20 protein-coding genes and 1 riboswitch are annotated in these 24,053 nt (G+C 65.1%); of the genes, 13 read left to right on the top strand and 7 right to left on the bottom strand.

Annotated elements, in window-relative coordinates; translation table 11 throughout:
• Window positions 1–8 precede the first annotated feature (8 nt).
• Together sdhA and K323_RS0108615 are read left to right on the top strand one after the other, a co-directional pair.
• Window positions 9–1,850 (top strand): succinate dehydrogenase flavoprotein subunit, encoded by a 1,842-nt coding sequence (sdhA, locus tag K323_RS0108620; protein WP_051147285.1) that lies wholly within the window; start codon window positions 9–11, stop codon window positions 1,848–1,850.
• 1 nt (window position 1,851) lies between these two features.
• Window positions 1,852–2,610 (top strand): succinate dehydrogenase iron-sulfur subunit, encoded by a 759-nt coding sequence (locus tag K323_RS0108615; protein ID WP_022884879.1) that lies wholly within the window; start codon window positions 1,852–1,854, stop codon window positions 2,608–2,610.
• Between the two features lie 153 nt (window positions 2,611–2,763).
• Here the strand turns inward: K323_RS0108615 and K323_RS0108610 are convergent, their stop codons facing one another.
• A complete protein-coding gene (locus tag K323_RS0108610) occupies window positions 2,764–4,299 on the bottom strand; it encodes a hypothetical protein (protein ID WP_022884878.1) in 1,536 nt (511 codons plus the stop codon).
• 153 nt (window positions 4,300–4,452) lie between these two features.
• On the opposite strand from K323_RS0108610, the gene K323_RS25105 reads away from it, so the two are divergent.
• Genes K323_RS25105 through K323_RS0108585 form a run of 5 tightly spaced genes read left to right on the top strand, consistent with a single transcriptional unit; the run spans window position 4,453 to window position 8,921 of the window.
• Window positions 4,453–5,661 (top strand): YihY/virulence factor BrkB family protein, encoded by a 1,209-nt coding sequence (locus K323_RS25105; protein ID WP_022884877.1) that lies wholly within the window; start codon window positions 4,453–4,455, stop codon window positions 5,659–5,661.
• A 21-nt stretch (window positions 5,662–5,682) separates the two neighbouring features.
• Window positions 5,683–6,528: an exodeoxyribonuclease III gene (locus K323_RS0108600; protein WP_022884876.1), complete on the top strand. Its 846-nt coding sequence runs from the start codon at window positions 5,683–5,685 to the stop codon at window positions 6,526–6,528.
• 40 nt (window positions 6,529–6,568) lie between these two features.
• Window positions 6,569–7,582, top strand: coding sequence for a tryptophan--tRNA ligase (gene trpS, locus K323_RS0108595; RefSeq protein ID WP_022884875.1), 1,014 nt, complete (start codon window positions 6,569–6,571; stop codon window positions 7,580–7,582).
• A gap of 14 nt (window positions 7,583–7,596) precedes the next feature.
• Window positions 7,597–8,166, top strand: coding sequence for a GNAT family N-acetyltransferase (locus K323_RS25100; RefSeq protein WP_157509390.1), 570 nt, complete (start codon window positions 7,597–7,599; stop codon window positions 8,164–8,166).
• Window positions 8,163–8,921 carry an HAD family hydrolase gene (locus K323_RS0108585; RefSeq protein WP_022884873.1) on the top strand — a complete coding sequence of 253 codons (759 nt, stop codon included), beginning with the start codon at window positions 8,163–8,165 and terminating at the stop codon, window positions 8,919–8,921. Before K323_RS25100 ends, K323_RS0108585 begins: the two co-directional genes overlap by 4 nt.
• Window positions 8,922–9,127: 206 nt before the next feature.
• Here the strand turns inward: K323_RS0108585 and K323_RS0108580 are convergent, their stop codons facing one another.
• The 4 genes from K323_RS0108580 to K323_RS0108565 all read right to left on the bottom strand — a co-directional run bounded on the left by K323_RS0108580 (window position 9,128) and on the right by K323_RS0108565 (window position 14,495).
• Entirely contained in the window at window positions 9,128–10,018 is an 891-nt protein-coding gene (locus tag K323_RS0108580; protein ID WP_022884872.1) for a PDDEXK family nuclease, read from the bottom strand.
• Between the two features lie 272 nt (window positions 10,019–10,290).
• Entirely contained in the window at window positions 10,291–11,805 is a 1,515-nt protein-coding gene (glpK, locus tag K323_RS0108575; RefSeq protein WP_022884871.1) for a glycerol kinase GlpK, read from the bottom strand.
• Window positions 11,806–11,876: 71 nt separating this feature from the next.
• Window positions 11,877–12,638: an MIP/aquaporin family protein gene (locus K323_RS0108570; protein WP_022884870.1), complete on the bottom strand. Its 762-nt coding sequence runs from the start codon at window positions 12,636–12,638 to the stop codon at window positions 11,877–11,879.
• Window positions 12,639–12,779: 141 nt separating this feature from the next.
• Window positions 12,780–14,495 (bottom strand): glycerol-3-phosphate dehydrogenase/oxidase, encoded by a 1,716-nt coding sequence (locus K323_RS0108565; protein ID WP_157509398.1) that lies wholly within the window; start codon window positions 14,493–14,495, stop codon window positions 12,780–12,782.
• A gap of 161 nt (window positions 14,496–14,656) precedes the next feature.
• On the opposite strand from K323_RS0108565, the gene K323_RS0108560 reads away from it, so the two are divergent.
• The 5 genes from K323_RS0108560 (at window position 14,657) to ribH (ending at window position 19,577) form a co-directional block, all read left to right on the top strand.
• A complete protein-coding gene (locus K323_RS0108560; protein WP_022884868.1) occupies window positions 14,657–15,631 on the top strand; it encodes a sugar-binding transcriptional regulator in 975 nt (324 codons plus the stop codon).
• A 156-nt stretch (window positions 15,632–15,787) separates the two neighbouring features.
• A riboswitch (FMN riboswitch) is annotated at window positions 15,788–15,920 on the top strand.
• 109 nt (window positions 15,921–16,029) lie between these two features.
• Entirely contained in the window at window positions 16,030–17,139 is a 1,110-nt protein-coding gene (gene ribD / locus K323_RS25095) for a bifunctional diaminohydroxyphosphoribosylaminopyrimidine deaminase/5-amino-6-(5-phosphoribosylamino)uracil reductase RibD (protein ID WP_022884867.1), read from the top strand.
• 1 nt (window position 17,140) lies between these two features.
• A complete protein-coding gene (locus K323_RS25090) occupies window positions 17,141–17,851 on the top strand; it encodes a riboflavin synthase (protein WP_022884866.1) in 711 nt (236 codons plus the stop codon).
• On the top strand, window positions 17,848–19,110 hold the full coding sequence (locus tag K323_RS0108540; RefSeq protein ID WP_022884865.1) for a bifunctional 3,4-dihydroxy-2-butanone-4-phosphate synthase/GTP cyclohydrolase II: 1,263 nt from the start codon (window positions 17,848–17,850) through the stop codon (window positions 19,108–19,110). The genes K323_RS25090 and K323_RS0108540 overlap by 4 nt, the downstream gene beginning before the upstream one ends.
• Complete coding sequence (ribH, locus tag K323_RS0108535; protein WP_022884864.1) at window positions 19,107–19,577, top strand: 6,7-dimethyl-8-ribityllumazine synthase; 471 nt, start codon at window positions 19,107–19,109, stop codon at window positions 19,575–19,577. Before K323_RS0108540 ends, ribH begins: the two co-directional genes overlap by 4 nt.
• Before the next feature lie 135 nt (window positions 19,578–19,712).
• Here the strand turns inward: ribH and K323_RS0108530 are convergent, their stop codons facing one another.
• Window positions 19,713–20,159 carry a DUF2269 family protein gene (locus K323_RS0108530; RefSeq protein ID WP_022884863.1) on the bottom strand — a complete coding sequence of 149 codons (447 nt, stop codon included), beginning with the start codon at window positions 20,157–20,159 and terminating at the stop codon, window positions 19,713–19,715.
• 329 nt (window positions 20,160–20,488) lie between these two features.
• Here K323_RS0108530 and K323_RS25085 point away from each other — a divergent pair, with 329 nt between their 5' ends.
• A complete protein-coding gene (locus K323_RS25085) occupies window positions 20,489–22,537 on the top strand; it encodes an ABC transporter ATP-binding protein (protein ID WP_022884862.1) in 2,049 nt (682 codons plus the stop codon).
• Window positions 22,538–22,600: 63 nt separating this feature from the next.
• On the opposite strand, the gene K323_RS0108520 is transcribed toward K323_RS25085, so the two are convergent.
• Window positions 22,601–24,037, bottom strand: coding sequence for a sugar porter family MFS transporter (locus tag K323_RS0108520; RefSeq protein ID WP_022884861.1), 1,437 nt, complete (start codon window positions 24,035–24,037; stop codon window positions 22,601–22,603).
• Window positions 24,038–24,053 lie beyond the last annotated feature (16 nt).

Raw genomic sequence — 24,053 nt, 5'->3', positions numbered from 1 at the left:
ACACTTCCATGACTACGGATGCCCCTGTGAACACGCCCGCGCCCGCCCCCACGTCCACTGTGGTGGACGGCGTGCACTACCACCAGTACGACGTCGTGATCGTTGGAGCCGGTGGTGCCGGCATGCGTGCCGCCATCGAAGCCGGCCCGCAGGCCTCGACCGCCGTGATCTCCAAGCTCTACCCGACGCGGTCGCACACCGGTGCGGCGCAGGGCGGGATGGCTGCTGCCCTCGCCAACGTCGAGGAAGACAACTGGGAGTGGCACACCTTCGACACGGTCAAAGGCGGCGACTACCTGGTCGACCAGGATGCCGCGGAGATCCTCGCCAAGGAGGCCATCGACGCGGTCATCGACCTCGAGAACATGGGCCTGCCGTTCAACCGCACGCCCGAGGGCAAGATCGATCAGCGCCGATTCGGCGGGCACACCCGCGACCACGGCAAGAGCGCCGTGCGCCGTGCGTGCTACGCGGCGGACCGCACCGGCCACATGATCCTGCAGACGCTGTACCAGAACTGCGTCAAGCGCGGCATCAACTTCTTCAACGAGTACTACGTGCTCGACCTGGTGATGACCGAGGTGGATGGCCCAGACGGCAAAAAGATCAAGCAGCCGTCGGGCGTCGTCGCCTACGACCTCGCCAGCGGCGAGCTGCACGTCTTCCAGGCCAAGGCCATCATCTTCGCCACCGGCGGGTTCGGCAAGATCTACAAGACCACGTCCAACGCGCACACCCTCACCGGTGACGGCGTCGGAATCATCTGGCGCAAGGGTCTGCCGCTCGAAGACATGGAGTTCTTCCAGTTCCACCCGACCGGCCTGGCCGGCCTCGGCATCCTGCTCACCGAAGGTGCTCGCGGTGAGGGAGCAATCCTCCGCAACGCCAGCGGCGAGCGGTTCATGGAGAAGTACGCGCCCACCATCAAAGACCTGGCCCCCCGCGACATCGTCGCCAGGAGCATGGTGCAAGAGGTCGCAGAGGGCCGCGGCGCCGGCCCGAACAAGGACTATGTGTACCTCGACTGCACGCACCTGGGCGCTGAGGTTCTCGAGACCAAGCTCCCCGACATCACCGAGTTCGCCCGCACCTACCTCGGGGTGGACCCGGTCACCGAGCCGGTTCCGGTGATGCCGACGGCGCACTACGCGATGGGCGGCATCCCCACCAACGTGAACGCCGAAGTGCTGCGCGACAACACCACAGTCGTGCCTGGTCTCTACGCCGCCGGCGAGTGCGCCTGCGTCTCCGTGCACGGCTCCAACCGTCTCGGCACGAACTCCCTGCTCGACATCAACGTGTTCGGCAAGCGCGCAGGCAACAACGCCGTCGAGTACGCCAAGACCGCTGAGTTCATCCCGCTGCCGGATGACCCGGCGAAAGAGGTCAGGGAACTGGTCGCCAGGCTTCGCGATTCGACCGGAACCGAGCGCATCGCCGCCATCCGCAAAGAACTGCAAGACACCATGGACGCCAAGGCGCAGGTGTTCCGCACTGACGAGTCGCTGGCCGAGGTCACCCACATCATCCACCAGCTGCGTGAGCGGTATATGAACATCGCCGTGCAAGACAAGGGCCGTCGGTTCAACACCGACCTGCTCGAGGCGATCGAACTCGGCTTCCTGCTCGACCTGGCCGAGGTCGTCGTCTTCTCCGCGCGCAACCGCAAGGAGAGCAGAGGCGGACACCAGCGCGACGATTACCCGAAGCGCGATGACGAGAACTACATGAAGCACACGATGGCCTACCTGACCGGAGATCCGCACTCGGCGGAAGCGGGCGATCACATCGATCTCGACTGGAAACCGGTGACGATTACCCGTTACCAGCCGATGGAGAGGAAGTACTGACGTGTCAACCGCAACGATCGACCAGCCGGCCGCACCGGAGGCAATCGAGTCCTTCACGGTGACCCTCATCATCCGTCGCTTCGACCCGGAGGTCGACGACGAGCCGCGCTGGCAGGATTTCGACGTCGAGATGTTCCCGACCGATCGCATCCTCGACGCCCTGCACAAGATCAAGTGGGAGCAGGACGGCTCGCTCAGTTTCCGTCGCTCGTGTGCGCACGGGGTGTGCGGCTCTGACGCCATGCGCATCAACGGGCGCAACCGGCTCGCGTGCAAGACGCTGATCAAGGACCTCGACGTCACAAAGCCCGTCTATGTGGAGGCCATCAAGGGCCTTCCGCTGGAGAAGGACCTCATCGTCGACATGGAGCCGTTCTTCGAGTCGTTCAAGGAGGTGCAGCCCTTCCTGATGGCTAGTTCGAAGCCTGCGGACGGTAAGGAGCGCATCCAGACGGTCGCGCAGCGCGCGCGGTTCGACGACACCACGAAGTGCATCCTCTGCGCGGCGTGCACGTCGAGCTGCCCGGTGTTCTGGACAGACGGGCAGTATTTCGGCCCGGCTGCGATCGTGAACGCGCACCGCTTCATCTTCGACTCCCGCGACGAGAACGCCGCCGTGCGCCTCGACATCCTGAACGACAAGGAAGGCGTGTGGCGCTGCCGCACGACCTTCAACTGCACCGAGGCGTGCCCGCGCGGCATCCAGGTGACGCAGGCGATCGCCGAGGTCAAGCAGGCGATCATGCGCGGAAAGCCGTAACCGCCCGTTGACCCTCACTGCCCGTTGAATTGTCTAAAAAGCACCTTCGTTGCCACAACGAAGGTGCTTTTTGGTGATCTCGGCCAGATTAACCGACGGATGCCCCGGGTCGGGTACCCGGGGCATCCGTCGTCCTCAACGGCGGAGTCGGTACTACATCTGCTGGTCGTCGGCGAGGGGGCGACGACGACGGAGCAGATAGAGCCCGACAGTTCCGAGGAGGATTGCCCCGCCACCGATCGGGAGGAGCCATCCTCCGTCAAATCCGGTGCTCGCGATTTTCGCGGGCTTGGCGGGAATCGTGAACGGCTCGCAGGCGCTTGAGGTGTAGCTCAGCGTGCCGTTGGTCATCTCAGCGGTGTTGAAGAAGCCGGTGCCAGACCCATCACACTTCGCGTTGGCCGCCGTGGCGACTCCGGAGATGTTCACCGTGAACTCGACCGTGTAGACGTCTTGCGTCGCTACCTCACCGTCGGCCGCGCCGATCACCCGGTCGTCGGCGAGCGGCTTGCTCGCGTTCCAGCCGGAGATCGTCGTGCCGTTCACCTTCGCCGATGCACCGACGATGCTGGTTCCGGCCGCGAAGTGCGGGGCGTCGACCAGGTCGTAGTACAGGGCGTGCTCCGATCCGTTGGTCACCGTGATCGCGTACCGCACCTTCCACGTGCCGTCGGCGTTCTTGTTCGGGGCGCCGAGACTGGTCTTGGCGACCGTCGCGTGTCCCGGCTCGCCACAGGCCGTGGCCGAGGCCTCGAATGCGGTCGTGTCGGACGAGTCAGGCGTCGAGCGCGCCGCGGTCGGTGCTTCCACCCCGCCGGTGCGCACCGTGGCCGTGTTGCGGAATCCGCCCGGCGTCTCATCTGGCAGGCACTCCACGGTGTCATCCGTCCAGGCCTGCGCGGTGACCGTCGCGTTCACCGTCACGGTGTAGACGTCTGAGTCGTCGTAGTCAACGGACTGGTCGGTGGCCAGAACCGTGTTCGAGTCTCCGTTCCACTCAGCTGCCTGGTCGCTCGGACCGGTCGCATCGGCCGAGTTGACCTGGATGCCGTCGCCGAACTGCAGCTCGTCTTCGAGGTCGTACTCGATCGGAACCACGTTGCTCGGGTTGGTCACCGTCACGTCGTACTCCAGCGTCCAGGTGCCGTCGGCATTCTGCACGTTCGACGTGAGCGTCTTGTCGATGGTCGGATCAGCTTCACACTCGACGATGTTGGTCACCGTGAAGTGGTTCAGCGCCTTGTCCAGCTCGAAGTCGCCGGTTCCCTCGTTGGTCACCGTGCAGGCGTCAGGGGCCGCATAGTTCTCGTCGATGTTCACCGAACTGCCGAGCTCGTAGCCATCTTCGATCTCACCCCAGGCCGGCATAGTTCCGTCGGGAACCGGGTCCAGAGTCAGGTCTGCGGTCAGCGGGTCCGGCTGGTCACCCTCGTCGAATTCAACACCGTTGACGATCCAGACCTTGTCGACCTGCACCTTCACCGGGATGTCTTCACAAGCGGAGGCCGGTGTCTCGACGGTTCCGTTCTCGAGCAGCGCTCCGTTGAAGAAGCCATGACCCGATGTCGTGGACTCGCAGGCGATGACATCCGTCTTCGTCACGTTGTCGACGTTGGCCACAACCGCGATCGTGTACGTGTGCACGGTCGCCTCGTCACCAGCAGCGGCAATCGCTTCGTCATTCGCCAACTGCGTGTCTGCGTTTCGGGGGCACTAGTCCAGTCGGGAAGTAGTCGGATTCCCAGCCGTTCGTGAACATTCCCTTTGGGGCATATGATCGCGCAGCCCGCTGATTCGCCGGCGCACCTGCGATAGTTTGCCCAACGCGCATAGGCTGGCCCCGTGGCATCCGTTGACGAAAGAAAGCCGAAAGACAACCAGACCGACGGGCCGATCGGCTTTGCGAAACGCGCCATCGCCTGGGTGATGGGTCTTCGACCGGTGCGTGTCTTCCAGCATTTCGGCGTCAGCAATGGCGCGATCCTGGCCGGCGGCATGTCATACCAGGCGATCTTCGCGGTCTTCGCCGCCATCTGGGTCGGCTTCTCGATCGCCGGCCTGTGGCTCACCTCGAACCCCGCGTTGACCGCGTCGCTGTTCGACATCCTCAATCAATCAATTCCCGGTCTGATCGGAGACGAAGGCGTGATCGACCCGGACGACCTCCTGAGCGCCGGCGTCTTCGGCTGGACCGGTGCGATCGCCCTCATCGGACTGCTCGCCACCGCCCTCGGCTGGCTGTCAACGACCGCACAGGCCGTACGCACCATCTTTCGAATGCCGCAGGATTCGACCTTCTTCGTGCTGGCGAAACTGCGCGAACTCGGCCTCGGCGTGCTGTTCGGCCTGGCGCTCGTGGTTTCAGCCCTCGTCTCACTCGCCAGCACCGAGGCGCTCGGCGCCCTCTTCAACCTGTTCGGGCAAGACGACGAATCCGTCGGGTTCACCATCACGGCCAGGATCGTCGGCCTCCTCATCGTGCTCCTAATCGATACCGTCACACTCGCCACCCTGTTCCGGGTGCTCTCCCGGGTGCGCATCCCCCGTCGCAGACTCATCGTCGGCGCCCTGCTCGGCGCTGTGGCACTCGGGATACTGAAAATACTGGGCTCCCTGCTGCTCGGCGGCGCGGGCAACAATCCGCTGCTCGCCACCTTCGCCGTGATCATCGGCCTGCTCATCTGGTTCAACCTGATGAGCACGGTCACCCTGCTCGCGGCATCCTGGATCGCCGTCGGCATGAACGACGCGGGCATCTCGCCCCGCTCGCTGAGCACCGAACAAGTCGAAGCCGAGCAGGAGGCACGCGAGGCCGCGGCCGTTCGCCTGGCTGCCGAGGTCGAGTTGAGAGATGCCGAAGCGGCGAGAACGGATGCGCCCTGGTATGGCCGACTCGCAGCCGGCCGCCGGGTGCGTGCCGCGAAGCATCGCCTCGACGAGCTCGGCCGACGTGATTCCCTCGCAGATCAGAGCGATGTTCCGGCCGCCCTGCCTGGCAATGGCGACGGGGCGACGGATGCCGGACGTGCCGGCACGCGGGCGGGTGTCTGAGGCCCGACCTAGAATTGGAGTATGCCCTCGACTTCGTCCAAGCCGCTTCGTATTGCCACCATCAACACCAACGGGGTACGCGCAGCGTTCCGCAAGGGGATGGGCGACTGGCTGGCGACACGCGACGTCGACATCCTCGCCATTCAGGAGGTGCGGGCGTCGATCGAAGACCTCGAGGGTCTGCTCGGCGCTGAATGGGACATCGTGCACGACCCGGCTTCGGCAAAGGGCCGCGCCGGTGTGGCCATCGCGAGCCGTGCCAAGGCGTCCATCCACCGGGTGGAATTCGGTGCAGAAGAATTCGACAGCGCGGGCCGTTGGCTCGAGGCCGACTTCGAGGTCGACGGCAAGATCGTCTCTGTCGTGAGCACCTACGTGCACTCCGGCGAGGCCGACTCCCCCAAGCAGGTCGAGAAGTACAAATTCCTCGACGCCATGATGGAGCGGCTCCCGCAGCTCGTCGAGCACAGCGAACTGGCAGTCGTGCTCGGCGACCTCAACGTCGGCCACCGAAAGTTCGACATCAAGAACTGGCGCGGCAACGTGAAACGCGCCGGGTTCCTGCCGGAGGAGCGTGCGTACTTCGACCGCATCCTCGGCGCCGAAGACGACGAGGCGTACAACGCCGGTGCCGGCCTCGGCTGGGTCGACGTCGGCCGCAAGTGGGCAGGCGAGGTCGACGGCCCATACACCTGGTGGTCGTGGCGAGGCCAGGCATTCGACAACGACACCGGCTGGCGAATCGACTACCAGCTCGCGAGTCCCGCACTGGCGGCATCCGTCACAAACTACGCCGTCGACCGTGCAGCGGCTTACGACCAACGCTGGTCTGACCACACGCCCGTTGTCGTCGACTACGCCATCTAACTCCCACTACTCGTTAACTTCTTCTCGAAAGACTTTCACCATGAGCTCGAAACCTCGCCTCTACTCAGGCATGCAACCGTCCGCCGAATCGCTGCAGATCGGCAACTACATCGGAGCACTGCTGAACTGGAAGGCACTCCAGCAGACGCACGACGCCTACTTCTCCATCGTCGACCTCCACGCGATCACCGTCGCGCAAGACCCGGCGCTGCTGCGCGAGAACACCCGCCGCACGGCAGCGCAGTACATCGCCGCCGGCATCGACCCGTCTGCCTCAACGCTCTACGTGCAGTCGCACGTGCCCGCGCACGCCCAGCTCGCCTGGGTGCTGAACACCATCACCGGTTTCGGCGAGGCCAGCCGGATGACCCAATTCAAAGACAAATCAGCACGCCAGGGAACGGATGCGACCACGGTCGGCCTGTTCGCGTACCCCACGTTGATGGCGGCTGACATCCTGCTCTATGACACGCAGATCGTGCCGGTCGGGGAAGACCAGCGCCAGCACGTCGAACTCACGCGCGACCTCGCCGAGCGGTTCAACTCGCGCTTCGGGCCGACGTTCACGGTGCCAGAGGTGTCGATCGTGCGCGACACCGCGAAGATCTACGACCTGCAGAACCCGGCCGCGAAGATGTCGAAATCGGCCGAATCGCACGCCGGGGTGATCTGGGTGCTCGACGAACCGTCTGTGACGGCCAAGAAGATCATGCGGGCGGTGACGGATGCCGATGGCGGCGTGGTCTTCGACCGCGAGAACAAGCCGGGTGTCTCCAACCTCCTCACCATTTATTCGGTGATGGCGGAGCGGTCCGTGCAGTCGCTGGAAGACGAATATGCCGGACGCGGATACGGTGACCTGAAGAAGGGTCTCGTCGAGGTGGTCGCCGGAACGTTCGGGCCGATTCGCGAGCGGGTGCAGGAATTGCTGGGCGATCCTGCCGAACTCGAGCGGTTGCTCGCGCACAATGCCGAGCGCGCGGCATCCGTTGCCGATGTGACGCTGGCGCGCGCCTACGCCGGTGTCGGCTTACTTCCCCGGACCTCACAGTGAGCCGGGCGCTGGCCATGAAGCCCGTCGAACTGTCCTCTCCCCTGCTTCGGCTTGACCAGCCGGTTGCGGCCGATTCCAAGCTGATGTTCGAGTACTGCCAAGACCCGCTGTTCGAACGCTTTCTCACCGTGCCGTGGCCGTACAACGCCACAGACGCAGAGACATTCATTTCGCGGTATATACCGAGCGCCTGGAAGTCGAAAGACGAATACACCTGGGCGCTCCGGGCAGTCGACAAGCCGGATCTGCTGGGAATCATCAGTCTCCAGCCCGGGAGCGGATCGATCGGTTTCTGGCTCGGTGCGCCGCACCGCGGAAATGGCTATGTGCCTGAGGCGCTGCGCCTGGTCGCCGATTGGGCATTCTCCACGGATGTGGTCGACGCGATCCACTGGGAATGCCTGGTTGGGAATATCGCGTCGGCGCGGGTGGCCAGGAAGGCCGGTTTCATATTCCAGGGCCAGGCCCCGTCGATGTCTCCCTACCGCGACGGCTCGCACCCGATTTCGTGGCAGGGCCGCCTGCGCACGGTCGACGACCGCAGCCCGAAAGACGACTGGCCCGATGAGGTCGTTGCACCGTGACCCACTCGGCTGCGCCTGCCGTGGTGCTGTTCGACCTCGATGACACCCTGTTTGCGCACCGCGATGCCGTCGACGACGGCATCCTGCGACATCTCGGTGCTGTCGGCGGGCCGTTCACCGGTGCCGATCCGGCCGAGGTGATCGCCCTCTGGCATTCGCTCGAGGAACAGCACTATCATTCCTACCTCGCCGGCACGCTGGACTTTCAGGGCCAGCGCCGTGCGCGGGCTCGGGATTTCGCTGCTGCGCACGGTCTCGAGCTGGCTGACGCCGAGGCGGGTGCCTGGTTCGATGCGTACTTCATTCATTATGAGAGCAGTTGGAAGCTGCACGACGATGCGCTGCCATGCCTCGATGCGCTCGCGCGCACCTTCCCCGGCGTGCGGATCGGCCTGATCACCAATGCGGCGCTCGCCTACCAGTTGCGAAAGCTGCGGTTCACCGGGCTGACCGAGCGGGTGGAGCACGTCGTCGCATCCGGCGAGCTAGGGATCACCAAGCCCGACCCACGGATCTTCGAGCACGCCTGCGAGCTGTTTGGCGCGGCACCGTCAGCCGCCGTCTACGTCGGCGACCGGTTGAGCACCGACGCGATCGGGGCTGCGGCAGCAGGACTGACCGGCGTCTGGATTGATCGGCGCGCGGCATCCGTCGCCGGGGCAGACGCGGCCGAGGCCGATCGCCTGGGCGTCATCCGCATCACCGGTCTGGCCGAGCTGCCTGCCGCTCTCGCCCCGTCACCGACTGCCCTATGAGTCCCTTGTTGAACCGTCGTGGCTAACTCAGGAGATTCCGCGAATCGACCGAATTAACCCGCATACCAGTGCGGTGGCCGCGTACTTGTTCACGTGATCTCCTGAATACGCCACGCCTGTTCTCGGCCGAGGCATACTCAACGACATCTCCGGACCTGTCTCCCTCCCTCCCTCCCTCCCTCCCTCCCTCCCTCCGGTCGGCGACCTCATTTGTTGGCCGGATTGTAGTTTCGGTTGACGGCGAGGAGACCAGCGATGGCTTCAAGCACGATTTCGGGGTGGTAAAGGATGTCCTCATGGATGGCCCGATAGCTCACATATTGGGCCCTTGCCAAGTCGCGGTCACGGGTTCTGTCTCGCTTCTGCGCGGCCCAATCTTGGTGAAACTCGCGGCTGTCGGCCTCCACGACCAGGCAGCCTTCGATGACCATATCGACACGGCCAACGCCATCGATCCTCACTTGAATCTCGAACTTGTATCCAGCCTCGTGAACGATGAAACTGAGCACTGTTTCTTGCCCTGAATCACTCCTGGCATCGACCCGCGCCCGCAGATATTGCAGTTCGCGGGGCAACGCTGCAAATATCTCGTTCACTTCGTCAGGGCGAATCAAGTTCTGATGCATAGCATTGTCCAAGGAAGCAAGTGCAAATCGAGGCTGCTGGCACCGGAAGGTCTGGACGAGCGCATCCGTGAGTCCGACGCGATACTCGTTGCCGTCTTCCGGGTGAAGCAGCTCATCCCAATGCAGCTCAGCACCGTGCCTATTGTGGTCAGTCAGGCGTTGAAAACGATCGTGCGGCGCCCGCAGTCGGGATGCTGTCGGCTGCACCTGAATGTGGACGAAGGTGTTGTCCAGCGCAAATACGCCATAGTCTGCTGCGGCCGAAATACAGCCAAGCCTCCCGCCCAGCCTCACAGCCTCGAGTGTGTGCGGGTCCGTGCCTGGCAGTGCGTAGTGACCTCGGCGCGCACGCACCAGTTGCCCGAGTTCCACCGCCGCCTTCATCGACCGCCAGGTCGCGCCGTACGCGATCAGCCTCTCAGTCTCAGCGATTCGAAAGTTGTTCTCGTTAAAGAAGCTGTTCCAACTCATGGCCGATAGCCTGCCGAAAAGAAACCAGTGAATTCAGCGAACAGCGCACATCTGTGGACAACGTGAATTGCAGCCGCACTGTTGGTAACTCAGGAGATATCTCCATCGGCCGGCACCTTCCCGTACTGCTCCGCAGGTTGCTCACCGCCCGTACCGGAATCTCCTGAGTTGGCCCCGCGGAACGGGCGAAGCCCGGCGACCGCGATTGCGGCCACCGGGCTTCGGTGGTGAAACAGACGCTTCGCGTCAGTTGCCGACGTCAGTTCCCGACGTCAGTTCACGTCTTCGTCGACCCAGTCGAAGGTCTTGGTCACGGCCTTCTTCCAGTTGCGCAGCTGGCGGTCGCGCTCGGACGCGTCCATCGACGGCTCCCAGCGCTGGTCTTCCTGCCAGTTCGCGCGCAGGTCGTCGAGGCCATCCCAGAAGCCGACCGCGAGGCCGGCGGCATAGGCGGCACCCAGCGCCGTCGTCTCAGCAACCACGGGACGAACAACCGGTACGTCGAGGATGTCGGCCTGGAACTGCAGCAGCAGGTTGTTCGCCGTCGCACCGCCATCGACTTTCAGCTCGGTGAGCGGAACGCCGGAATCGGCGTTGACAGCGTCAATAACCTCGCGGGTCTGGAAGGCGATCGCCTCCAGCGCGGCACGGGCGATGTGACCCTTGTTCACGTACCTGGTCAGTCCGACCAGCGCGCCACGGGCATCCGACCGCCAGTACGGCGCGAATAGCCCGGAGAACGCTGGCACGAAGTATGCGCCACCGTTGTCGTCGACCGTCTTGGCCAGCGCCTCGATCTCGTCGGCGGAACCGATGAGGCCGAGGTTGTCACGCAGCCACTGCACCAGCGAACCGGTGACCGCGATCGACCCCTCAAGCGCGTAGTGAACCGGAGCGTCGCCCAGCTTGTAGCCGACGGTCGTCAGCAGTCCGTTCTTGCTGTGGATGATCTCTTCACCGGTGTTGAAGATCAGGAAGTTGCCGGTGCCGTAGGTGTTCTTCGCCTCCCCGGTGTCGAAAGCCGCCTGGCCGAAGGTGGCCGCCTGCTGGTCACCGAGAATGCCGGCGATCGGCACCTCGCGCAGCAAGCTGGAGGTGTGGGCGGTGCCGTAGACCTCTGAGGAAGACTTGATCTCCGGCAGCATCGAGCGGGGCACGTCGAACGCGGCGAGGATGTCGTCATCCCACTGCAGCGTCTCCAGGTCCATGAACAGGGTGCGGGAGGCGTTGGTCACATCGGTGACGTGCACCCCACCGTCCGTTCCGCCGGTCAGGTTCCAGAGCACCCAGGAATCCGTGGTGCCGAACAGCAGGTCCCCGGCCTCTGCCTTCTCCCTGGCACCTTCGACATTCTCCAGGATCCAGACGATCTTCGTCCCCGAGAAATACGTCGCCAACGGCAGACCGACCTGCGGTTTGAACCGCTCGATTCCACCATCGGCGGCCAGGCGATCAACGATCGACTGGGTACGGGTGTCCTGCCACACGATCGCGTTGTACACGGCCTTGCCGGTGGTCTTGTCCCACACCACAGCGGTCTCCCGCTGGTTGGTGATGCCGACCGCCTCAATGTCGTGACGGGTCAGGTTCGCTTTCGACAGCGCCTGCCCGATGACCTCGCGCGTGTTGTCCCAGATCTCCTTCGGGTCATGCTCGACCCACCCGGCCTTCGGGAAGATCTGCTCGTGCTCCAGCTGCCCGGTCGAGATGATCGACCCCGACTTGTCGAAGATGATCGCTCTGCTACTGGTCGTTCCTTGATCAATCGCGAGAATGTAGTTGCCCATTACTGACTCCTTTGTGGTGTGGGAAGTTGTTCTATAAAAACGGGAAATTGAGAACGGATGCCACAGCGCGGCTAGCCGAGGATCGGCAGCAGCACCAGCGAGGCCCAACCGGCGATCACACCACCGATGATGGGACCGGCAACCGGCACCCAGGAATACGACCAGTCCGATGACCCCTTGCCCTTGATCGGCAGGATGAAGTGCGCAATACGCGGACCGAGGTCACGAGCCGGGTTGATCGCGTACCCGGTCGGGCCACCCAGCGACGTACCGATCACGATCACCAACAGGGCAACCGGCAACGCACCAAGCGCGGCCAGGCCACCATCACCCTGACGCCCGCCGCCGAACGCGATCACCACGAACACCAGCACGAACGTGCCGATGATCTCCGTGACCAGGTTCCATCCGTATGAGCGGATCGCCGGACCGGTCGAGAACACACCCAGCTTGTTCGCCGGCTCCGGCTCAGCATCGAAGTGCTGCTTGTATGCCAACCACACCGCGACCGCACCGAGGATGGCACCGATCATCTGCGCGGCGATATACGCGAGCACGGAGAGCAGGCTCACTGCGACACCTGATCCGAACTCCGTGGCACCCGAGCTGACCAGCCCAAGGGTCACCGCGGGGTTCAGGTGGGCGCCCGAGCTATACGAGACGATCACACCGGCGTAGACCGCGAGGCCCCAGCCGATGTTCACCATCAGGAACCCGCCGCCGAGACCTTTGGTCTTGGCGAGAGCGACGTTGGCGACAACACCACAGCCGAGGAGCACGAGCATCGCCGTGCCGACGACCTCCGAGAGGAAAACAACACCGAGATTGTCCACATTGACCTTTCTTGTCGGGACGAGCGCGGATCCATGAATAGCGGATCCTGTGAAACCGTACCGATGTCAGGGTGTCGAAGTGGGGAGTTTCAGGTGCACGTTCGTGCAATCTTCACGTCGCACGTGGCGAGGCGGCAGCGGTCAGGGCACGGGCAGAACGGATGCCGCGGCGAGGGTGACACCGTGGGCGTCACGGAGCTCTGCGATAGCGGCATCAACCTCGGCAGCACGGCGCGAGGCGCTCCAACCGAGCACCGGCGCCACCACATCGGCCAGCTCGTCGAGAAGCGCACCGCTCAGCCCACCCACGAATGCCATGCTCGTGCGGCGCAGCAGCACGTCGACCAGGTGCACAACGGCTTCCGTGTCGGCGAGATACTCGATCTCACGCCGGGTGTAGTCGTGATTGTTCGCGAGCGGGGCATCCGGCTCCTCCACCAGGAACTCGATCACGTCTGTTGCACGCGTGCCATACCGGGCGAGCAGCTGTGCGGCACGCTGCGTGCCCACCTCGTCACCGTGTGATGCAAGCCAGACGCGGTGCGCGGCATCCGTCACCGGAAAATCACGCCCCCCACCGATGGCAAGGCCGGCGGTCGAGACGACCCGCGGCATCCCGAGCAGAGTCAGGATCTCGCCGCTCAGGTGCTCGCCGAGTGCGCGGAACGTCGTCCACTTGCCGCCGACGAGGCTGAGCAGCGTGCCCGGCCGCGCTCCGAGCGGGCGCGCCTCGATGCGGTAGTCGCGCGATACGAAGCCGGGAGCCTCGTCGTCGTGCCTCGGCAGCGGCCGCACTCCGGCGAAGCGGTAGACGATGGCGGAACGATCTACCACAACTTCTGGGAAAACGTGCGCGATCAGTTCGAAGAAGTAATCGACTTCCTCCTCCGTGCTGCGGATCGGCTGCGTCATGTCGTGCTCGAGGTCGGTGGTTCCCACCAGCACCCGGCCCTTGAGCGGGTAGATCAGCACGATGCGTCCGTCGCTGTGCTCGAAGAAGATCTCACGCCCGCCGGTTGCGGCGAGCAGCTCTGGGCTGTCGAGCACGATGTGCGACCCCTTGGTGCCGCCCATGAACGTGCTCGGCTCGCCGAGCGACGCGTTGGTGAGATCGGTCCACGGGCCGGAGGTGTTGACGACGACGTCGGCGGTGAAGCTGAACTCCTCGCCGGTCACCGTGTCGCGCAAGCGCACGCCGTCGGCGTCCATACCGATCGCCTCGACGTAGTTCGCACTGCGGGCGTGCTCGCCGGCATCGAGGCCGTCACGCAGAACGTCGAGCGCCAGCCGCTCGGGATCGTGCATCGACGCGTCATAGTAGGTGGCCGTGTACTTCAGGTCAGGGTTCAGTCGTGGCAACTGCTCAAGCGACTTCTTCGCCCCGCGGAACTCGTGCCGCGGCACGCTTCCGCCGTCGCGCGAGAACGAGTCGTAGAGACTCAGGCCGAGTTTGATCAACAGGGCCCCACGTTCCTGCGGCTTGCCCTGCTTGTGGGTGAGGAAGCGCAGCGGAGCGCTCAGCACCCCGGAGAAGGTCGAGAAGATCGGCACGGTTGTCTTCAGCGGCTTGACGTAGTGCGGCGCGATCTTCAGCAACCCGTTGCGCTCGGCCACCGACTCCTTGACCAGGCGAAACTCGCCGTTCTCCAGGTAACGGATGCCGCCGTGAATCATGTGCGACGAGGCAGCGGATGCGCCGGAGACATAGTCTCCGCGATCGACGATGGCGACGTCGACTCCCTGCAGGGCCAGGTCGCGGAACGTGGCGATGCCATTGATTCCCGCGCCGATGATGAGCACCTGCGCGTTCGGACGCTCCTGCAGGGCATCCGTCGTCATGGCCATTGACTTGATCATGTTGGACGTCACGAGCACTCACACTTCTCTCTGCCAATCAAAAACTGCCAATCGGAACATTCAGACGTCGGGCTTGCGATCAGCCCGCGCGTATGACTCAATACATATCAACACGGATTCACGAAATACCATTCCAAATGAACAAACGTGCAAGGAGTGCGATGACCCTCGTCGATGACCCGATCCATTCCGAGCGCACGAGGGATGCCCTCACCGCGGCGCACCTCTATTACATGCAGGACCTGACGATGGATGCGATCGCCCAGGAACTGCACACCTCGCGTTCGTCGATCTCCCGACTGCTCAGCCATGCCAGGGCAAGCGGTCTGGTCGACATCCAGATTCGCTCACCTCTCGATGCACCGAGCCTCCTGGAGAAGGAGATCCAGAACCGGTTCCAGGTCAGCGCGCACGTCGTTCCGGTTCCCGACGGCGCCAGCGACGTCGACCGGCTCGAGCGGGTCGGCCTCTCCGTTGCACGAATTCTCGGGCAGTACTTCGATTCGAACATGACGATGGGCATCGCCTGGGGCTCGACGATGAGTGCGATCAGCCGGTATGTCACCCCGAAGCAGACGCACAACTCGCAGATCGTCCAGCTGAACGGCGCGGGCAACATGCGCACCACCGGCATCGCCTATGCGAGCGAGATCCTGCGCCGGTTCGGGGATGCGTACGGCGCCCACGTGCAGCAGTTTCCGGTGCCGGCGTTCTTCGACGATCCGGCCACGAAGCAGGCACTCTGGCGCGAGCGCAGCGTCAGCCGGCTGCTCGAGATCCAAGGGCGGATGGACGTCGCCCTGTTCGGACTGGGTTCTCCTTTCTCCGAGGTGCCGAGCCACGTCTATGCCGGCGGCTACCTCGAGCCGGCCGACTACGACTCCCTCAGCCGATCCGGCGTTGTGGGCGACGTGGCCACCGTGTTCTTTCGCGCAGACGGGCAGGCCGACGGCATTCCGCTGAATGACCGGAGTTCCGGTCCGGAGTTCAGCGTGCTGCGCCGCACCCCGCGCCGCATCTGCGTGGTGTCGGGGAGCTCGAAGGTCAAGAGCCTCCGTGGCGCCCTCGCGGCAGAGCTGATCACCGACCTCTACCTCGACGAAGGCACCGCGCGGGGTCTGCTCTCCGCCGACTGATCTGCACAACTCCTGCGGAATGCGCAGGAGCACGCGCGCGCCTCTCTGGAACACCGGGCACGCCGAGCGACCTGGCGCCGATAGCAGGAGTTATGCACCGTGCGCGAGCGGGAATACCACGCGAGCGCCGGTGTTGGGATATAACTGAAGAGAAGAAACGTGCTCCGGGGTCGGTGAGAGTCCGAACCGGCGGTGAAAGTCCGCGAGCTGCGTCGTGCGAAAGTGCGATGTGGTTGAGCTGGTGAAATTCCAGCACCGACGGTTAAAGTCCGGATGGGAGGCGCACGAGTCGAATGGCCATTTCGGCCGCTCGACGGGTTTGTGCACGCCCACCCCCGGAACTCGTCTCAAGAACCATTCGGTTCGAAACGACGCAGTCAGAGACAACGGGAACGGGCATGACAGACCAGCAGCTGAGCGAACGCCCGATGCGTCGCGCGCTCGCGCTCGCCGCCAACGGTCCGGCAACGGGTGTCAACCCTCGGGTCGGATGCGTCATCCTCAACGGCGACGGCCAGACCATCGCCGAGGGCTGGCACCGCGGGGCAGGCACCCCGCACGCCGAAGTCGACGCGCTCGCGAAGATCCCCGCAGGCGGCGCCGTCGGCGCCACCGCCGTTGTCACCCTCGAACCCTGCAACCACACCGGTCGCACTGGCCCGTGCGCTCTCGCACTCATCCAGGCCGGCATCTCCCACGTCGTCTATGCCGTCGGAGACCCCGGGCACGCCTCCTCTGGCGGGTCCGCGCGCCTCCGAGCGGCCGGTATCGACGTCGAATCCGGCGTGCTCGCCGACGAAGCGACTGCTCTCATCGCCGACTGGCTCGCCGCCGCGCGCCTCGGCCGACCCTTCGTCACACTGAAGTGGGCGTCCAGCCTCGACGGCCGCGCCGCTGCCGCCGACGGCTCCAGCCAGTGGATCACCGGCGAGGCCGCACGCGCAGACGTGCACAGCAGACGAGCGGATGCTGATGCAATCCTGGTCGGGACCGGCACCGTTCTCGCCGACAACCCGTCGCTCACGGCGAGGGCTGCAGACGGTTCACTGCTTCGCGCACAGCCCAGGCCCATCGTCATCGGAACCCGGTCGATACCCGCAGACGCGGCCATCCGCTCACACCCGCAGTCCCCGATCTTCCTGAAGACCACCGACCTCGCTGCGGTGCTCCACGACCTGCACGACCGCGGCATCCGTCACGCCTTCATCGAAGGTGGGCCGACCCTGGCCAGCGCATTCGTCGCAGCGGGCCTGGTCGACGAGTACCTGGTCTACCTCGCGCCGACCCTGCTCGGCGGCGACCGTCTGGCACTCGGCGACATCGGCGTGGCCGGCATTGCCGACGCACGCCGGCTCGGCATCGCGAGCGTCGACCGCCTCGGCGACGACGTGCTCATCGTCGCCCGCCCGGTAACCACGCAGAACCATCCAACTCCCTCCCCCGCCGTCGCACCGACGGACAGAGACGCACACAGAACCACAGACCTCAATAAAGAGACAAGGAACTGACATGTTCACCGGAATCATCGAAGAGCTCGGCGTCGTCGAACGCGTCGACCGCACCGCAGACGCAGCCCGGCTCACGATCCGGGGCCCGCTGGCCGTGACGGATGCCGCACACGGCGACTCGATCTCGGTCAGCGGTGTCTGCCTCACCGTGGTCGACCAGACCGATGAGGGCTTCACAGCCGACGTCATGGCGCAAACGCTCGCGATGTCGACACTCGACCGCGCCGAAGCCGGCACCGCGGTGAATCTTGAACGCGCCGCCCTGGTCGGCGACCGCCTCGGCGGGCACATCGTGCAAGGTCACATCGACGGCACCAGCATCATTCTCGCAATCACGCCAGGCGATGCCTGGCGAGTCGTTCGGTTCAGCCTCTCCCCCGAGCTCGCGCCACTGGTCACCGGCAAGGGTTCCATCGCCCTCGACGGCGTCTCGCTCACGGTGAGCAACATCAGCGCGCCGAGCGAACCCGAGCAGTGGTTCGAGGTCTCCCTGATTCCGGAGACGCTGACGGCGACAACGCTCGGACGCCGCGAGGTCGGCGACGTCGTCAACGTCGAGACCGACATTCTGGCCAGACACGTCGAACGGATGCTGGCGCTGGCCGGCGCGCAGACGCGGCCGGGGGCATCCGTCGCCGCGGCACCCACCGGGTTCCAGGCAACCGCCGACACCTCCATCGCCGAAACCACCACCGCAGGGAGCGCATCATGAGCCTCGCCGATATTCCCACCGCACTCGAAGAGCTACGCCGCGGCAAACCGGTCATCGTGGCAGACGACGAGGGGCGCGAGAACGAGGGCGACGTCATCATCTCGGCCGAGCTCGCAACCCAAGAATGGATCGCCTGGACGGTTCGCTACTCGTCGGGTTTCATCTGCGCGCCGATGACGAACGAGATCGCCGATGCTCTCGAGCTGCCGGTGATGGTGCTGAACAACGAAGACGCGCGCGGCACCAACTACACGATCACCGTCGACGCGGCCGACCGGCTGAGCACCGGTATCAGCGCGGCGGATCGTTCGCACACGCTGCGGGTGCTGTCTGATCCGAAGTCCACCCCGGCCAGCCTGCACCGGCCCGGCCATGTGCTGCCGCTCCGCGCGCGGGATGGCGGCGTGCGCGAGCGCGACGGCCACACAGAGGCCGCGGTCGACCTGATGAAGCTGGCCGGGCTCTTCCCTGTTGCCGGCATCGCCGAGATCGTGGCCGAAGACGGCGAGATGATGCGACTGCCAGGGCTTCTCGAACTCGGCGAGCGCGAGGGCGTTGCCGTGATCACGATCGCCGACCTGATCGAGTACCTCGACCAGGTGCGCCCACACGATGCGCTCGAGGGGGCCCAGGCGATTCGGGAGTCGCCTCGCGTGGACTTCGAGGTCGAGACGACCGTGCCGACCACGCACGGCCCGTTCAAAATGCGCGCATACCGCGACCGGATGACCGGTGCCGATCACGTTGCGGTGGTCGCCGGCGTCCCCGGAAACGGTGCCCTCGTCAGGGTCCACTCCGAGTGCCTGACCGGCGAGGCGTTCGGCTCGCTGAAGTGCGAGTGCGGCCCGCAACTGGACGCCGCGCTCGACATCATCCAGGCCGAAGGCGGCGTTGTCGTCTACCTGCGCGGGCATGAGGGACGCGGCATCGGGCTGGTCAACAAGCTGCGCGCCTACAAACTGCAGGAAGACGGACTCGACACGATCGACGCGAACCTCGCACTCGGCCTGCCCGTCGACTCGCGCGACTATGCCGCCGCAACGGCGATTCTCGAGGATCTCGGGATCTCGTCGATTCGCCTGCTCACCAACAACCCGGAGAAGGTGCGTCAGCTGCAGGAACGCGGAATCGCGGTGACCGAGCGGGTGCCGCTCGTTGTCGGGGTCGGCGCACACAATGAGGACTACCTGGCGGTCAAGCGCGATCGACTCGGCCACCAGTTCGACCAGCACGACATCGTGAAAGGAAGCACGCAATGAGCGGAGCAGGATCCCCAGAACTCACCGTCGACGGCACCGGTCTGAACGTGGTGATCATCGCCGGTCACTGGCATGAAGTCATTTCCAACGGCCTCATCGCCGGGGCAGAACGGGTGCTCGAGGCATCCGGTGCCACCTGGTCACTGGTTCGTGTGCCCGGCAGCTTCGAGCTGCCGGTCGCCAGCAAGGTTGCGCTCGAGAACGGGGCGGATGCCGTGGTGGCGCTCGGGGTGATCATCCGTGGCGGGACTCCGCACTTCGAGTACGTGTCTGCGGCGGCAACGGATGGCCTCACTCGCGTTGCGCTGGACACCGGCAAGCCGGTCGGGTTCGGCGTTCTCACCCTCGACGACGAGCAGCAGGGCATCGACCGGGCCGGGCTGCCTGGCTCGAAGGAAGACAAGGGTGAGGAGGCGGCATCCGCTGCCCTCGTCACCGCGCGCGTGCTGGCCGGCCTGCGCGGCTGAACCTCGCGACCGAGCCCCGCTGGTCGAACTTTCACGCTGAGAGGTACCTTTCCGGTCGAGAGTGCCCGTTCCGCCGGGCACTCTCGACCGGAAAGGTCACAGTCATCGGTGTGACCGGATGCGGCTGGACCGGCGCTACGGCTTCCAGACCATGAGCACGACGACAGCGAGCAGCAGCAGTGAGACCACGCCGCTACCGGCGGCAATGGCCGGGTAGCGGCCGGACTCCTTCGAGGCGAGTCCGCCGTTGCCCTTCAACGCCTCGGCGGCCTTGCGCATGGTCGGCACGACAAGGAAGAGGCTGAGGCCCAGCGCGACGACGTAGAGGATGACCGACCAGAGGATCCACGGCGTTGTGAACGAGAGGTTGTACTCGTCTGGAGCCATGCCCATGACGCCGAAGCCGAGCACCGCGACGACCAGCGAGAGCAAGCTGAACAGGTAGGTCGATTTCGCGAGCGTCGCGACCTGGGCACCGTTACCCGCGCGCACAGCGCGCATCGCGGTCATCGGCAGGATCGCCATCGGTCCGATGATGAAGACGGCGGCGACCACGTGCAGAACATTGAAGACGATATCCATGTGGCCAGCCTAGCGAGCGGCGGCCGCGCATGATCCGTGGCTCGCGGCCTCGTGGCGCATCCGTCTTCGTCCGCGCTCCGCCAGAACGCCGGCGATGCCTCGCCCGGCACTCGATATTGCGCTGGGCACCCACAATTGCGAGTGCCCACGGCATTTTCGGGTGCCGGGGCGAAGTGGCAGGCAGGCCGTGCACAAGCGATACGGCCGTAAATGACGCTCCACGGCGCCGCACTCCACAGCACTGCCCCATTCTGACTGCCTAGAATCGGGCACGGTGCGCGAATCGGAATCACCCCGAACGAGAAGCACCGCGAGAGCAAGAAGGAACGATGAGCACATCCACCGATACCCGTACGCGACGCTCGGCCGACCGTGCTGCCGACCGCTCAGCCAGCGGTTCCACCGGTCGATCTCGCGGTCGTCGAAGAGGAACTGAGACCACGGACACCGGCCCGCGCGCGAAGTTCAGCCACCTCCTTCCCTACCTGCTCGAACACAAGAAGGTGCTCGCTTTCGTCACCGTGCTCAGCATCCTCGGTGCTGCGGCCAGCCTCGCCCAGCCGCTGCTGGTCAGCCAGGTCATCGAGATCGTGGGGAAGGGTGACCCGCTCGGCATGCTGGTCTGGGCACTCATCGCGCTGGTGGTGATCTCCGCTCTGATCAGCGGATACCAGCACTACCTCCTCCAGCGCACCGGCGAAGGCGTCGTGCTCTCCAGCCGCAAGCGCCTTATCGGGCGGATGTTGCGGCTCCCGATCTCCGAGTTCGACACCCGTCGCACCGGTGACCTCGTCTCCCGCGTCGGCTCAGACACCACCCTGCTGCGTGCCGTTCTCACCCAGGGACTCGTCGAAGCGATCGGCGGCTCCCTCACGTTCATCGGCGCCCTGATCGCGATGCTCATCATCGACCCGGTTCTGCTCGGCCTCACCGTGTTGGTCATTGCCGTGTCGGTGGTCTCTGTCACCCTGCTCTCGCGGCGCATCCGTGTCGCGAGCCTCGCCGCGCAGACCAAGGTCGGCGACCTCGCGGCCAGCGTCGAGCGCGCCATCAGCGCCGTGCGCACGGTCCGCGCCTCCAACGCGACGGACCGGGAGATCCGCGCGGTCGAAGAAGACGCCATCGGCGCCTGGCGGATGGGGATCAAGGTCGCCAAGATCTCTGCGCTCGTGGTGCCCATCGCCGGAATCGCGATGCAGGTGTCGTTCCTGGTCGTGCTCGGAGTCGGTGGATTCCGCGTCGCAAGCGGCGCCATCACCGTGGCCAACCTGGTCGCGTTCATCCTCTTCCTGTTCATGATGATCATGCCGCTCGGCCAGGCCTTCGGCGCCTTCACCTCGGTGAACTCGGCACTCGGCGCGCTCGGTCGCATCGAGGAAATCATCGCCCTCCCCGTCGAAGACCAGCACGACCGCGACATCGCACCGCTGGCGATGACGGTCGGGGCTGCCAACGCGTCGGTGAATCCGGATGCCGCGGCGATCGAATTCGAGGATGTGCGGTTCGCTTACACGGCTGCGCCGATCTCGTCGGAAGGTCCTGCCGGCAAGCACGTAGCCGCAGACATTTCAGCCACGACTCCGGTCGGCGCTGAAGTCCCGGTCGATGCCGCGACCTCCACCGATGCTGACACTGGTGCCGGTGCTGATATTGATACCGATGCCGATGCCGCCGCCGCATCAGCGCCGACCGCGCGACAGCCGGTACTCCGTGGAGTGTCGTTCACCGCGCCGCGCGGGCTCCGCACGGCACTGGTCGGCCCATCTGGCGCGGGTAAGAGCACCATTCTGGCGCTCATCGAACGCTTCTACGACCCGACGGAAGGCGTCGTGCGGTTGGGAGGCCTCGACATCCGTTCGCTGGATCGCACCGCCTTGCGCTCGCAGATCGGCTACGTCGAGCAGGACGCCCCTGTGCTGGCCGGCACCATTCGCGACAACCTCACACTGTCGACGCCAGAGGCGACGGATGAGGACTGCATCGCCGTGCTGCACGCCGTCAACCTGACCGAAGTGCTCGAGCGCGACCCGGCAGGGCTCGGTGCCGCGGTCGGCGAAGACGGTGTGATGCTCTCGGGCGGCGAGCGCCAGCGGCTGGCGATCGCCAGGGCGCTGCTCGCTGCTCCCCCGATCCTGCTGCTCGATGAGTCGACCTCGAGCCTCGACGGAATGAACGAGCAGAAGATGCGCCTGGCGATCGACGCGGTCGCCCAAGACCGCACCCTGATTGTGATCGCACACCGCCTGTCGACGGTCGTCGACTCCGACCAGATCGTGGTGCTCGACCACGGGCAGGTCATCGGTACCGGCACCCACTCCGAGCTCGTGCAGTCCACGCCGCTCTACCGCGACCTCGCCAAGCATCAGCTGCTCGTGTAGCACCACACGCTCCCCGATCCCACACAGCTGTGCGGGACGGGTGCCGAAGGCTCGCCGCGCGCGCTACTTCGTGCGGGCGAGCTTCTGCTTGTCTTCGAGTTCGAGGCCCGTGACCTCGGGCAGCAGTGCCTTCACGAACCAGAACGAGAGCGCCGCAAAGAGGGCGAACCCGGCGTACACGAAGCCCAGCCCGACCGCTTCGCTCAGCACCGGGAACAGCAGTGTCACGAGGAAGTTGAAGATCCAGTTGAAGGCGGTCGCGATGCCGAGGCCCAGTGCGCGAATCTTGTTGGGGAACACCTCACCGAGCACTACCCACATGACCGGGCCCCAGGTCGCGGCGAAGGCGATCACGAACAGGTTCGCACCCACCAGGGCAATCGCGCCCCATGGCGCGCCCAGGTGAACGTCGCCGCCAGACTCGGTCGCCTGTGAGAAGGCGACGGATGCCGCGACGAGGCCGACGAACATGCCGATCGAGCCGGCGAGGAGCAGCTTCTTCCTCCCGACCTTGTCCACGAAGAAGATGGCAACAAACGTCAGGGCAACGTTGATCACGGCGGTGATCACCGAGGTGATGAACGAGTCGTCTTCGCTGAACCCGACGGACTGCCAGAGCGTCGTCGAGTAATAGAAAATGGCGTTGATGCCGACCAGTTGCTGGAAGGCGGCCATTCCGATTCCGACCCAGAGAATCGGCTGCAGACCGAGCGCGGTGCCCCGCAGTTCGCGGTAACTGGCTCGACGCGCGTCTTCGAGGCTCTCCTTGATCTCGCCGAGACGCTTCTCGGGGTCGGCCGCCCCTGTGACATCTCGCACCACGCGCAGCGCTTCGTCGTCACGCTTCTTGCGCACCAGGTACTGCGGGGACTCCGGAATCGTCAATGCCAGGATGCCGTACACCAGTGCCGGAACGACGCCGACGAGCAGCATCCATCGCCAGGCCGGCAGACCAAACCACAGCTCAGAACTGGCCGACCCCGCGAAACCCGCCAGCGCGGCATCCGACAGGAGTGCCAGGAAGATGCCGAGCGTGATCGCCAACTGTTGCAGCGAACTCAGCGCCCCGCGGTACTTGGCCGGTGCCACTTCGCCGATGTAGGCGGGGGCGATCACAGAGGCGATCCCGATCGCCAGGCCACCGATCAGCCGCCAGCCCATGAGATCCCACTCGGCGAACGCGAGGCCGGACCCGATGGAACTGGCGGTGAACAGGACGGCAGCGATCACCATGATGATCTTGCGCCCCCAGGCATCTGCCAGCTGGCCGGCGAACCAGGCGCCGACCGCACACCCGAGAAGGGTGATGGCGACCGTGAAGCCGACAACTCCGACGCCCAGGTCGAACGTGGACTGGATCGAGTTGACGGCCCCGTTGATCACCGACGTATCAAAACCGAAGAGCAGGCCTCCGAGTGCGGCGGCGAGCGTGACGCCGATGACCTTGCCACGGTGGAACTGCCCCGTCGTCTCGTTTTGCTCCGTGCGCGTACCCGCCATCACGTTCCCCCTCGAT

It is taken from the genome of Glaciibacter superstes DSM 21135 (assembly GCF_000421145.1).
In the GTDB taxonomy this organism is placed as follows: Bacteria; Actinomycetota; Actinomycetes; order Actinomycetales; family Microbacteriaceae; genus Cryobacterium; species Cryobacterium superstes.
The sequence above is the reverse complement of the archived record's forward strand: the minus strand, read 5'-3'. Positions and strand labels throughout refer to the sequence as shown.